This window comes from Desulfovibrio sp. (assembly GCF_019424165.1).
Classification (GTDB): Bacteria; Desulfobacterota; Desulfovibrionia; order Desulfovibrionales; family Desulfovibrionaceae; genus Desulfovibrio.
Genome location: NZ_JAHZAA010000031.1, coordinates 5,303 through 17,306, shown reverse-complemented (window position 1 = coordinate 17,306; position 12,004 = coordinate 5,303). Strand labels below are relative to the sequence as shown.

The following is a 12,004-nucleotide window of genomic DNA, read 5'->3' as shown; positions in this document are numbered from 1 at the left end:
TCCATCACCCTTCAGGGGCAGTACGGCACCCTGACCATTGACAGCGCTACCGGCCAGTACACGTATGAGCTGGATATGAGCAATACCACGGTGCAGCATCTTGCCAAGGGCAGCACGCTGAATGAAACGTTCACCACCACCGTGCATGACGGATGGGAAACTGTGAACAGCAAACTTGAGATCACCGTCAACAGCGACCATACCGTTAAAGGGCTGGATACTCCCGGCATCCTGTATGGTGACAGTTCAGACAACCTGCTGCTCGGTTCCGGCGGTGATGACATCATCAAGGGCGGCATCGGCAACGAGGCGCTGTTCGGCGGCGACGGCAACGATATCCTGTACGGCGGCGCAGGCAATGACTATCTTGACGGCGGTTCCGGCAGCAACCAGCTCTATGGCGGTGAAGGCAATGACGTGCTGGTGTTCAGCGCCAGCAACACGGTTATGGATGGCGGCACCGGCATCGACATGATGATCGGTGCGGACAAAGACACCCTTGACAGCCTGTTTGCCAACCCTGCCACCAATACCATCCAGAACATAGAAATCTTTGTGACGGATGGCGGAAAGGGGCTGACCAGCCTGGCCGACCTTGAAAGCCGCGGTGTGCTCCTGAACACTAACGAAAAAATAGTGCTGTCTTCTGACTGGAACGTTAACACCGATCAGACGCCAAGCAGCATGTCCAACGACTATGTGGCCTTTAGCAACGACAGTATGACCATACTGGTTGCCAAGGCGGCGCTGGCTGAAGGCATATAAGCAAAAAAGCGATACTATAATGCCGCGGGCCTTTTTTCTGACAACAGGAAAAAGGCCCGCGATGCTTTTTCTGCAACAGGACGAGTGCGCAGTGTTTTTTTACACCGCCCCATTCTTTGCAACAGCTATATGCCGCCTTGACCTCAGGGCCTGTGCGGCTTATGTTCTGAGGCGCAACCCGGCTTTTAGCCCAACCCCATAACGGAGGCTTGCCGCATGTTCGGCATTGGCATGCAAGAATTGTTGCTCATACTGGTGGTAGTTCTGCTGGTTTTCGGCGCGAACAAGCTGCCGGAACTCGGCGGCGGACTTGGCAAAGCCATCCGCAACTTCCGCCGCGCATCTTCCGAACCTGATGAAATCGACATCACGCCAAAGGACAAAAAGCCTTCTTCCACTGATGACGATACCAGCCATAAAGCCTGAGTCGGCCGGATGATATAAAGGATTTTGTCATGAAAGCAGAGCAATTATCCGTTTTTTTGGAAAACAGGGCCGGACGCCTCGCAGAAGTAACGCATGCCCTGGCCGAAGCAGGCATCAATATCCGGGCGCTTTCCCTTGCAGACACCTCGGACTTTGGCATTTTGCGCATGATCGTTTGCGATCACGAAAAGGCTAAAACCATACTCAAAGAAAAGGGCTTCACACTGGGACGCACCAGTGTGGTGGCTGTAGAAGTTACAGACGCCCCCGGCGGCCTTGATTCAGTTCTCCAGCTTGTTTCGCGCAACGGCATAAATGTTGAGTACATGTATGCTTTTGTTCAGCGCGAAGAAGAAAGCGCCGTTATGATTTTTCGCTTTGACAAGGTCGATCAGGCCGTTGAAGTATTGCAGGCAAACAACTTCACCATCATTCCCGCTGCTCGTCTTTGCGCCAGATAATCATCCTGAGCAGCCAGATCATAGCGCTGCCGCCAGACAGTGCAACTGTGTAAAGCGACACGAAGTTGTATTATACAGAAGCCCTGCCAGAGGCATGAAGATATTAAAAAATCCCCTTCCGGAGCATTTCCGGAAGGGGATTTTTAGCAAACTGCGGGCTGAGTATCTTTAATCACACACGTTTTGGGGATGCCATCAAACCAACCGGGCAATATTTTTCATACGGTCGCCGGGCAACAGAGCCACCGGGGGCACGTCAATCAGTGTATGGCAACCGGGATTCAGCCGCGTGACAGCCCGTGCGCATGAAACCAGAACCTGTGCAGTCAAGGCCGGATTATCAATACGCATGTCAAAGCTCAGCCGCTGGTTGGAAGCGCTTCCGGAAGCGCCGATGCGTTCCATAAGCACGCCATGAGAATTATCGGCCACGGCATCCAGCTCTTCCTGGCTGCCAACTTCACGCACATCCAACGGATCATTGCTGAAATAGGGATCTGCGGCAATTCGTTGCTTGATATCGGCAAAGGAAGCTCCCGCAGCAGGAAGAACGTAGACCAGACGCGAATGCTTGCCGCCACCAATGGGAATGGTGATGGAGCAGGCGTTTTCCACGCCGGAAACAGCCCTTGCAGCTACGGAGTGGCCCATGGAACGTCCCCGGCCAAAATTGGTGAACGTCGTTCCTGCAGGCGTCATGGCTTCAAAAAGCGCACGCAGCACAGAATCAGTCCCCGGGTCCCACCCTGCTGCGGTTATGCACGCCCTGCCCGCAGCCTTGGCCACCGTGTCCAGATCTGCGACGACTTGCGGGATTTCAGAGTGGATATCAAAGCTGTCAACGGTGCTGATATTTTTTTCCATATAGTGGCGCGCGTCCACAGGCACATTTCTGGATGGGCCACAAATTACTGCAACATCCGGCCTGCCACGCTCAGCTATCAACGCATCAATGGAAGCGTAGTCCGGCACTCCTTGCAAAAATAAAGACTGGGTACCCAAGGAAGAAGCACGCCTCACGACACCAAGGCAATCAAAATCCCGGGCGCAAAGCAGACAATCAATGACAGCCTTGCCGATATTGCCCAGTCCGTGCACTGCAACCTTGATTGTGCTCATATATTCCTCCTATCCTCTTTGTTTTCATGTGCAACCGCAGATTGTAAATTCTATGCGCGGTGGCCTGCTCGCTTGAAAAAAATTCCGTCACGCGTCCTGGCTGTTACAATCCACTCAGCTAACTTTCCAAATAAAAAAAGGAACCTACCGCGTAAGCTCCCACAATGACCCGGCTTTGATGAAAAGCCATGCCTATCCGGCGCAATAAACGTATCCGCGCTAAAACGACAGACCGTAACACAATGGGAAAAGCAATCCCTATAACCTCAAAAGAGTATACAGGCAGCGGTTTCTTACTGAATTATCAATCAAAATCTGGCAGGTGTCCATTGTTTTTTCGTTGCTCCCCACCGCATGATTCATGTTTTGTTTCGCAAAACATGCGACGAGTTCACGATTCAATCCTCCATACGACGTATGGAAGCAACGCGTAGACGTGTATGACAAAACAGGCCCTTTGCCCAGTTACATGTCGCTTTGTTGTATGCCGCAATAGCGCTTTTGACCTGATTGTTTGTAGCGCGATTTGGAGGCATTTAGAGGCAGCCATATTTTTATGCGCTCCAGATGCCCCAATAGTTGCCCCAGAAATGTCACGGCTGTCAACGGAACTCAACGGAATACAGCGGACTGCAAGGCAAAGAAAAAGCCCGCAAAACCCAGGTTTCACGGACATCAGCGGAGCGTAACGCCCCGCACTGGGAGGCCCCCCATGGGCCTCCCGGCGGGCATTTCAGGGCCGAAGAGGCAAGCCCTGAAAATCTTGTATCGGACAGATCAACTACCTAGTCGGCCTGCGTGCGGATGAAGGTAGGAATTTCGAAATCATCCTCATCATAGGTAAAATCTTCCTGACCAGGATTGTGCGCACGGCGGCGAGCGCCCTGATTCACGACTTCACGCTTGAGGAGATACGGCGGGCGGTTGCTGTTTTCGTCATACCAGCGCTCTACCTCAGAACGGCGTGACGCGCGCGGCAGACGCCCTTCACCCATATCATGCTCTTCCGCGGGCTGTTGAGCCAGACGGCCCATACGGCGCGGCTCGGCCATGACGGCGTCAGGGCCAGGCTTGCGGAAGTTGGTCACAGTGGCAGCCTGCGGCGCCTGGCTCTGAATGACCTGAGGGGCCTCAATGCCGGTAGCAATGACGGTAAGCCGGATTTCATCGCCGATATTGTCATCAAAAACCACACCAAAAATGATATTGGAGTCTTCGGGTGTGGCATCGCTGATGATATCGCCGATTTCTGCGATTTCTTCAGCCGTAATGTCCTCAGGAGCAGTAATATTGTAAAGAACAGCCTTGGCGCTTTCCAGCGACACATCTTCGAGCAGGGGGCTCATAATAGCGCGCTGGGCAGCCTCACGGGCGCGGTTTTCGCCAGAAGCGATGCCCGTTCCCATAAGGGCCAGCCCCGCTTCAGACATGGTTGTACGCACGTCCGCGAAGTCCAGGTTGATAAGCCCGTCGCCCACGATCACATCCGAAATGCCTTTGACGGCATAGTAGAGCACGTCGTTGGCTTTCTGCAGCATTTCAGCAAAAGGAGCTTTTTTGGGGGCAAAAGCCAGCAGGCGGTCATTGGGAATGGTGATAAGGCAGTCCACGTGCTGCTTAAAGTCTTCAAGCCCGGCTTCAGCGGCACGTTTGCGCTTGGCGCCTTCAAAGCTGAACGGCTTGGTAACCACGCCCACTGTGAGCGCGCCCATTTCCTTGGCGGCCTGGGCCACCACAGGCGCAGCGCCCGTACCCGTACCACCACCCATACCGGCGGTAACAAAAACCATGTCTGCATCGCCGATGGCTTCACGAATGGCATTGACGCTTTCCACTGCGGCTTCACGGCCAATAGCAGGGTTCGCGCCCGCACCAAGGCCCTTGGTGAGCTTTTCGCCCATCTGCACTTTTACAGAGGCGCCATTCTTGGCCAGGGCCTGCACGTCTGTATTGGCGCAGACAAACTGCACGCCGCGCAGACCGGAGGCTATCATGTTCTGCACAGCATTGCCGCCGCCGCCGCCAACGCCTATAACCTTGATTTTAGCGTTGCTGGCCAAAGACGTGTCAATATCGTCCACGATCGACTGAGACATAGGTTCCTCTCCTGTTTTAACCAGTCCTCAAATGCCCGTTTGAGGTCGTTTGTTTAAGAAATATCAGCAAACCACTTTTTCATGCGAGCGAGCACGCCATCAAAGACGCCGCTCTCACTTCTGGTGGTGAACTTTTTCTGGCCGGAAACTTCTTTTTCTGCGCCGTAGCGCAACAAGCCCACTGCTGTGGAAAACTTGGGGCTGTTAACCACATCCTTAAGGCCGCCCACATTGCGCGGATAGCCGATACGCGTGGGCAGATTGAAAATCTGCTCGCCCAGTTCCTGGCAGCCTTCCATAAGGGCGGTGCCGCCGGTGAGCACAACTCCTGCGCCGATCATGTCCTTGTAGCCCGAACGCACAAGCGTCTGGTCCACAAGATAGAGGATCTCCTCCATGCGCGGTTCGCAAATTTCAGCAAGCACCTGACGCGACAGACGGCGCGGTTCGCGCCCGCCCACACTGGGAACTTCGATAAATTCATCGTGCCGCACAAGGTCGGCAAGCGCGCAGCCATACTTGAGCTTGATTTTTTCAGCCGAGGCAATGGGGGTGCGCAGGCCAAAAGCAATGTCGTTGGAGAGGTTTTGTCCACCCAGGGCCAGAACAGCCGTATGCTTGATGGCATCATTGGCAAAAACAGCGATATCAGTAGTACCGCCGCCAAGGTCTACCAGTGCCACGCCGATCTCGCGCTCTTCCTCAGTAAGAACAGCCTTGGCCGAAGCCAGAGACTCAAGAGCGATATCAGACACTTCAAGCTGGCTGCGGTGGCAGGAACGCACAATGTTCTGCGCCGAAGACACGGCCCCGGTGACAATGTGAACCTTTACTTCAAGGCGTACGCCAGCCATGCCCAGGGGGTCGGCAATGCCGCGCTGGTTATCAACGATATATTCCTGCGGCAGGATGTGGATCACCTCGCGGTCAGCGGGGATAGCCACAGCCCTGGCGGCGTCCAGTGCGCGCTCGATATCTCTTTGCGCGACTTCGCCGCCCTTGACGGCAATAACGCCGTGGCTGTTGATGCCCATGATGTGGCTGCCCGCAATACCCACATAGACGGAGTGGATTTCGCAGCCCGCCATGAGTTCGGCATCTTCCACAGCCTTGCGTATGGACTGCACGGTCTGTTCGATATTGACCACCACGCCCTTACGAAGGCCGGTGGAAACGCTGGTGCCGATGCCCACCACATCAACAAGGCCCGACTCAGTAAGTTCACCCACCACCGCGCAGATCTTTGTGGTGCCGATGTCGAGACCGACGATGAGCTCGGACTTATTCATGCCATTCTCCTAGAAACGCCTGTTCTTCACACTCGTATAGTTCACGCCGCATCAGTTTTTCACGGCCTGATTAAGCAAAACCCATACATTGCCGTTAACTGCCCGAACTTCACGCACATTGCGCAATTCATGTCTCCGGGCCAGGTCGCCCAAAGTCACTCCCAGCCGGGCCAAATTGCCTTCCCAGTCGTCAGTGGCTATGGAGAGGCGCATTTCCCTGTCTTCCAGGTACACCTCAAGGCCTCTGCCGGGACTCAGGGTAATGGAGGCAATAGCTCCTGCCTCCACTGGCAGCATACCGTTTTGGATGTCTTTCATCAGGCGGGCGAGAAAGGGGATGGCGTCTTCGGCCCCAGGTTCCACCCGCAAGGTGGGGAGCGACAGGAAGTTCTTGCTTTCCACTGGCGCGATAATCATGCCGCGCTCATTGGCGTAATACAGGGTACCTTCCTTGTGCACCCAGAAGGAGGGCATCCGCTCCTTCAGTTTTATCACAAATCTGTCGGGCAAAAGGCGTTTTACCGAAACTTCCTCTACCCAGGGGGTCTGACGCAGATTGCGTTCTACTTTGGCAATGCTGACGGCCAGGCTGTTATCGCCTTCCTTAAGGTCGCCGTACTGCAACACCATATCGCGTGAAAGACGTACATTGCCGGCCACATCTACATGACGGGTGATAAAAAAGTCGCTGGTTACGGCTTTGTTGTACAGCCATAGCGATGCAAAGCACACACCGGAAAGCACGGCTCCCAGACCGATCAGCAGCACAGTAACGGCAGCCAGGCTTTTCAATCCACCCAGCCCGCGCAGCTTGCTTAAAATCACCGCCATAAAGGCCGGCATGCGAAGCTTTGCGGATTTTTTGCCTTTGCCCGTCACAGCGGCGCGCGTGTACGCGTTGCGGGACTTGCGGGCGCTTTTTTTCAAGGGAAGAGGCATGGAATAATCCTGACTTCGGGCTCAAGCACTACACCGAACCGTTCCCGCACAGTTTCTCTTGCCTCTTGCAACAAGGCCAGGGCCGCTTTCGCGCTACCTCTGCCCTCATTGATCATGAAGTTGGCGTGCAGGGTTGAAAAGGCCATGCCGCCCATTTTTTTTCCTTTGAATCCCGCCTGATCAAGAAGCTTGCCGGCAGGCATTTCCGCAGAGGGATTTTTGAATACGCAGCCAGCGCTCCAGGCCGTCACAGGTTGTTTAGACTTTTTCTCAAAAAAGTTGTGACGCATGCGATTAGTGATGCCATCCCTCGCTGCTCTGGTCAAGCCAAATGTGGCTTCCAAGACGATAAAATCATTCTTTTTCTCATCAATACACAGGCTGCGGTAGGCATACTGCAACGCGCTGGATGCAACAGTGCGCACCCCACTGCCATCGGCTATCAACACATTTTCAATCATTTCACATGTTTCAACACCAAACGAACCAGCATTCATGGCTACGGCTCCACCGACGGTACCCGGTATGCCCACAAGCCCTTCAAGTCCCGCCAGTCCCTGCTCCGCGCAAAAACGCAAAAGCCTCGGCAGGGGTACTCCCGCTCCGGCGCGTACAAGCACCCTGCCCTCTTCTTCACCCGTCACCTCCGGCCCCTGCATGAAAAGCGGCCGGATCAGAACCAGCGGCAAGTCACCATCCTGGGCCAGAATATTGCTTCCGGCACCCAAAACGACCGGGGTCCCTCCCAAAGCGCGCAAACGGCGCGACAGCGGCGCAATATCCTCGGGGCCTTCAAGAATCAGCTCTGCAATAGCTGTCCCGCCAAGACGCAGCGTTGTGCGCTGGGCAAGTTGCGGCGAAGCGATCTCACGCATGGTCAAGCCCTTCCAGCCATGTCGGGCCCAAACGGGTTATATTGCCCGCCCCGAGGGTCAGCAGTACATCCCCTGCCCGCAGAATGTCCGGCAATGCCCGGGCAAGGTCATCCAGCGTCTGAAAATATTCCACAGGTGTTGATGATACCTGACGAATTCCCTGCGCCAGGCTTTGCCCCGAAACGCCAGGGATGGGATTTTCAGAGGCCGCGTAAATTTCCGTCAGCAGCAACTGGTCAACATTGTTGAAAACCTTGCAAAACTCGCCAAAGTGGGCTTCGGTGCGGCTGAAGCGGTGCGGCTGAAATGCCGCCACAATACGCCTGCCTTCGAAAACCTGGCGGGCAGTGGCAAGGGTTGCGGCGATTTCAGCAGGGTGGTGGCCGTAATCATCCACCACAGTAATCCCCTGTTTTTCGCCTTTAAATTCAAAGCGACGTCCCACACCCTTGAATCCACACAAACCGGCGGCACATTTTTCAAAGCTGATGCCCACCTCCATGGCAGCGCCAATAGAGGCAAGCGCATTGAGAATATTGTGGCGACCCGGCTGCGGCAGGCTGACTTCGCCCAGTTTTTCATCATGCAACCAAACCTGGAAACGGCTGATCCTGCCGCTTTCCAGCGGCACAGCGCGCAGGGCGTTATCCTCCGCAAAACCATAGGTAAGCACCGGACGCTTTACCCGCGGCAAAAGTTCCAGCACGCCGGGGTCATCTCCACAAACAATGTTCAGGCCGTAGAACGGCACATTGTTCATAAACTGCACAAAGGCACTGTCTATGGCTTCCCGCGTTTTGTAGTGGTCCAGGTGATCCTCGTCCACGTTTGTCACCACGTTGATAATGGGCAACAGGCAAAGAAACGACCCGTCAGATTCGTCGGCCTCCGCAATCAGGTATTCCCCATGCCCAAGATGGGCATTGGCTCCGTAAACGTTGAGGCGCCCGCCGATGATGACAGTGGGGTCAAGGCCGGCCTCATCAAAAATCGAAGCAGTAAGCGATGTTGTCGTGGTTTTGCCGTGCGTACCCGCAATGGCTATGCCCTGACGCAGACGCATAAGCTCAGCCAGCATTTCAGCGCGGGGGATAATGGCGATATTGCGCTTGCGGGCCTCCACAAGCTCGGGATTGTCGTCGCTGATGGCTGTGGACTTGACCAGCACCTGCACGTCACCCACGTTTTCTGCCGCATGCCCGACCGCAATACGTGCGCCCAGGTTACGCAGATGCCGAACAACGGCCGAGTCGCTCATATCCGAACCGGAAATTTCGTATTTGAGATTGAGCAGTACCTCGGCAATGCCGCTCATGCCCGCGCCGCCAATGCCCACCATGTGGATGTGCCGAATCTTGCTGTTCATGCGTTACCTTTAAAGAATGTCTAGATAATTCACAGGCGGCAGTCCGCCATAAAAACATCCCGCAACCGCTTTCAGCGCAGACGGGCTATCTCTTCCAAAACAGAAACCACACGGCTGGCGGCATCGGGCCGGGCTGCGGCAAGAGCGGCAGCCGACATGCGTGTACGCTCGCCGCTGTCGTTGAGCAGGCCGACAAGCGTCTGGGCAAGGTTTTCTTCCATCATGCGCGGCTCCGGTACAAGAATGGCCGCTCCACCTTGCGCCAAGACTTCGGCATTGCGAGTCTGGTGGTCGTGAACCGCATAGGGAAAAGGAACCAGAACCGAAGGCAAGCCGGCGGCGCACAGTTCCGCCACAGTGGTCGCTCCCGAACGGCACAGGGCCACGTCAGCCCAGGCATAGGCCGCTGCCATATCATCAATAAACGCCGTAACCGCGGAAGCGTCATACCCTGCAGCAATGTAGGCATCGCGCACGGCCTGTTCGTCCGCAACGCCTGTCTGGTGACGAATATCCACACCGGCAGCCTTGAAGGCAGAAAGGTGTTCCACAATAAACATGTTCAGGGCGTGCGCCCCCTGCGAGCCGCCCATCACCAGCAGACGCCTGGCCCCGCGAGCACGTGGCAACCGCCCGGCTTCGCTCACTCCGGCGCGCACGGGGTTGCCTGTCAGAACGCACTTGGCGGGATCAAAGCCTCTGGTGTCCGGCAAAGAAAGGCAGATACGCTGCGCCAGACGCGCCAACACACGGTTGCTGGCCCCGGCGATGGCGTTCTGCTCATGCAGCATGATCGGCACGCCCAACATCCGTCCGGCCAGCATGGGCGCAAAGGCGGCATAACTGCCGAAACCTGCCACCACGTCAGGCCTGAAACGCCGGACAATGCCAACGGCCTTGCCAACGGCCCAGGTCATGCGCATACCGGCCTCCACAGCCTTCAGGCCCCGCCCCAAAAAACCGCGCACAGGCAGGCCCTCAAAAGGAATATTTGCCACGCGGGCCAAACGGGCTTCAGGCCCGTAGAGCGAACCTACAAAAAGCAGCCTGGCCTGAGGGTATTTCCGCCGAATCTCTTCGGCAACGGCCAGAGCGGGAAAAATATGGCCGCCTGTGCCGCCTGTGGTCAGGAGGATGTTGATGTCCATGTGTCCGCCGTTCGTGAAAAGTTCATAAGCAGTCCCACGCAAAGCATGGTCGCAAGCAGGTTACTGCCCCCGTAGCTCATGAGGGGCATGGGTACGCCCTTGGGTGGCGCTACCCCCATAACCACGGCAAGATTCATGACCGCGCCCATGGCAAGTATGGTGGTAAGGCCGAAAGCAGTAAAGCGGTCACGCAGGTTGCGCTGCCCCTGAATAATTCTGTAACAGCGCCAAAACAGCAGACCAAAAAGCACCATGACCACGCTCATGCCCACAAAGCCCATTTCTTCGGCCAGCACCGCCATGATAAAGTCGTTGTGCGCTTCAGGCAGATAGAACATTTTCTGCTTGCTGGCTCCTACACCGACACCAAAAAAACTGCCCGAACCGATAGCCAGCAGAGACTGCACAAGCTGATACCCGGTATTGTGGGCGTCCTGAAAAGGGTCAAGAAAGGCCAGCAGGCGGCGTAGACGGTACGGAGAAGAAATGGCCAGTGCCATGGCCCCCCCGCAGGCCAATGCCAGAGAGAAGAAAAGATAGACAAAACGGGTTCCGCCAGCCACGCACATGAAAAACAGGATACTGGCAAGTACAACGGCGCTGCCGAAGTCAGGCTGAAGCAACAGCAAGAAACAAAACAGACCCGTCACCGCGAACGGGGGTATGACGCCGCGGCTGAAGGTTTTGATGAGGTCCTGCTTGGAACTCATGAAATACGCCAGGTACAGGGCAAGGGCAATCTTGACGAATTCCATTGGCTGGATATTCACCGGCCCCAAGGGAATCCACCTTTTGGCGCCGTTAATGGCAGGAGCCAGAGGTGAAAGGGTCACCAACAAAAGCAAAAGGGCCAGAAAAAGAGCCGGATACTGCAAGCGGTACAGCCACTGACGCGGCATGAGGGCCGCACCCCACAGGGCTATGCCCCCCAACAGGGCAAACAGTACCTGACGCTTGAAAAAATAGTATTTATCGCCATTGACCTGCTCTGCCACTATGCCGCTGGCCGAAAGCACCATAACAAGACCAATGGCCAGGATAATGAGCATAATCGCAAACAGCCACCAGTCAAAAGGCGCAAAGGGGCCTTTTTCCGTGGCCCGGCCCATGGCGCTGTGCGCCTTGTTGGTTTTGGCTTTTGCGGCAAAAGCGTTTTTCATGACAGCTTACCCACTATGCGCTTAAAATCCTTTCCACGCTCTTCATAGTTGGCGTAAAGATCAAAACTTGAGGTGGCCGGGGCCATAAGCACCACATCGCCCCTGCGCGCCGAGGCAGCGAGATGTTTTACGGCAGGCTCAAGAGAGGCATGCCAGGTCATGGGAACAAGACCCTGCCATGCGCGTTCAAAATGCTCCCTGCCAGCCCCGAAAAGAGCCACTTCGCTGACACGGTTTTTGACGAGATCCGCCAGCCCGGCAAGATCGCCGCCCTTGAATTTTCCACCACACAAAAGACGCACGGGGCGATCAAAAGCTTCAAGGGCCACTTTAAGAGACGAAACCGTTGTACATTTGGAA

At 55.6% G+C, this 12,004-nt stretch carries 11 protein-coding genes and 1 pseudogene; 3 read left to right on the top strand and 9 right to left on the bottom strand.

Annotated features, from left to right (window positions below; genetic code table 11):
* The 3 genes from QZ377_RS09990 to QZ377_RS09980 all read left to right on the top strand — a co-directional run.
* On the top strand, positions 1-765 hold a 765-nt coding region (locus QZ377_RS09990), incomplete at its 5' end, for a VCBS domain-containing protein (RefSeq protein WP_291441004.1).
* Positions 766-981: 216 nt separating this feature from the next.
* Positions 982-1,191, top strand: a complete 210-nt coding sequence (locus tag QZ377_RS09985) for a twin-arginine translocase TatA/TatE family subunit (protein ID WP_291441003.1) — start codon at positions 982-984, stop codon at positions 1,189-1,191.
* A gap of 29 nt (positions 1,192-1,220) precedes the next feature.
* Positions 1,221-1,652, top strand: coding sequence for an ACT domain-containing protein (locus QZ377_RS09980; protein WP_012624750.1), 432 nt, complete (start codon positions 1,221-1,223; stop codon positions 1,650-1,652).
* 195 nt (positions 1,653-1,847) lie between these two features.
* Here QZ377_RS09980 and QZ377_RS09975 read toward each other — a convergent pair whose 3' ends face one another.
* From QZ377_RS09975 to QZ377_RS09935, 9 genes and pseudogenes are all read right to left on the bottom strand, one after another.
* The gene (locus tag QZ377_RS09975; protein WP_291441002.1) at positions 1,848-2,771 is read right to left on the bottom strand and encodes a diaminopimelate dehydrogenase; all 924 of its coding nucleotides are present in this window, start codon (positions 2,769-2,771) and stop codon (positions 1,848-1,850) included.
* Between the two features lie 785 nt (positions 2,772-3,556).
* On the bottom strand, positions 3,557-4,867 hold the full coding sequence (ftsZ, locus tag QZ377_RS09970; RefSeq protein WP_291441001.1) for a cell division protein FtsZ: 1,311 nt from the start codon (positions 4,865-4,867) through the stop codon (positions 3,557-3,559).
* 53 nt (positions 4,868-4,920) lie between these two features.
* A complete protein-coding gene (gene ftsA / locus QZ377_RS09965; RefSeq protein WP_072311297.1) occupies positions 4,921-6,156 on the bottom strand; it encodes a cell division protein FtsA in 1,236 nt (411 codons plus the stop codon).
* A gap of 51 nt (positions 6,157-6,207) precedes the next feature.
* On the bottom strand, positions 6,208-7,095 hold the full coding sequence (locus QZ377_RS09960; RefSeq protein ID WP_291441000.1) for an FtsQ-type POTRA domain-containing protein: 888 nt from the start codon (positions 7,093-7,095) through the stop codon (positions 6,208-6,210).
* On the bottom strand, positions 7,080-7,970 hold the full coding sequence (gene murB / locus QZ377_RS09955; RefSeq protein WP_291440999.1) for a UDP-N-acetylmuramate dehydrogenase: 891 nt from the start codon (positions 7,968-7,970) through the stop codon (positions 7,080-7,082). Before murB ends, QZ377_RS09960 begins: the two co-directional genes overlap by 16 nt.
* Positions 7,963-9,336 carry a UDP-N-acetylmuramate--L-alanine ligase gene (gene murC, locus QZ377_RS09950; RefSeq protein ID WP_291440998.1) on the bottom strand — a complete coding sequence of 458 codons (1,374 nt, stop codon included), beginning with the start codon at positions 9,334-9,336 and terminating at the stop codon, positions 7,963-7,965. Before murC ends, murB begins: the two co-directional genes overlap by 8 nt.
* A 71-nt stretch (positions 9,337-9,407) precedes the next feature.
* Positions 9,408-10,484, bottom strand: a complete 1,077-nt coding sequence (murG, locus tag QZ377_RS09945) for an undecaprenyldiphospho-muramoylpentapeptide beta-N-acetylglucosaminyltransferase (RefSeq protein WP_291440997.1) — start codon at positions 10,482-10,484, stop codon at positions 9,408-9,410.
* The gene (ftsW, locus tag QZ377_RS09940) at positions 10,463-11,593 is read right to left on the bottom strand and encodes a putative lipid II flippase FtsW (RefSeq protein ID WP_291441015.1); all 1,131 of its coding nucleotides are present in this window, start codon (positions 11,591-11,593) and stop codon (positions 10,463-10,465) included. The genes murG and ftsW overlap by 22 nt, the downstream gene beginning before the upstream one ends.
* A 47-nt stretch (positions 11,594-11,640) precedes the next feature.
* Positions 11,641-12,004, bottom strand: a pseudogene (locus QZ377_RS09935) (UDP-N-acetylmuramoylalanine--D-glutamate ligase); the annotation flags it as partial.

Bases quoted from the DNA above. Each gene is read 5' to 3' on its own strand.
- ftsA (WP_072311297.1), bottom strand. From the start codon at position 6,156: ATGAATAAGTCCGAGCTCATCGTCGGTCTCGACATCGGCACCACAAAG.
- QZ377_RS09960 (WP_291441000.1), bottom strand. From the start codon at position 7,095: ATGCCTCTTCCCTTGAAAAAAAGCGCCCGCAAGTCCCGCAACGCGTAC.
- murG (WP_291440997.1), bottom strand. From the start codon at position 10,484: ATGGACATCAACATCCTCCTGACCACAGGCGGCACAGGCGGCCATATT.
- QZ377_RS09980 (WP_012624750.1), top strand. From the start codon at position 1,221: ATGAAAGCAGAGCAATTATCCGTTTTTTTGGAAAACAGGGCCGGACGC.
- QZ377_RS09985 (WP_291441003.1), top strand. From the start codon at position 982: ATGTTCGGCATTGGCATGCAAGAATTGTTGCTCATACTGGTGGTAGTT.
- murC (WP_291440998.1), bottom strand. From the start codon at position 9,336: ATGAACAGCAAGATTCGGCACATCCACATGGTGGGCATTGGCGGCGCG.
- QZ377_RS09975 (WP_291441002.1), bottom strand. From the start codon at position 2,771: ATGAGCACAATCAAGGTTGCAGTGCACGGACTGGGCAATATCGGCAAG.
- ftsZ (WP_291441001.1), bottom strand. From the start codon at position 4,867: ATGTCTCAGTCGATCGTGGACGATATTGACACGTCTTTGGCCAGCAAC.
- murB (WP_291440999.1), bottom strand. From the start codon at position 7,970: ATGCGTGAGATCGCTTCGCCGCAACTTGCCCAGCGCACAACGCTGCGT.
- ftsW (WP_291441015.1), bottom strand. From the start codon at position 11,593: ATGGGCCGGGCCACGGAAAAAGGCCCCTTTGCGCCTTTTGACTGGTGG.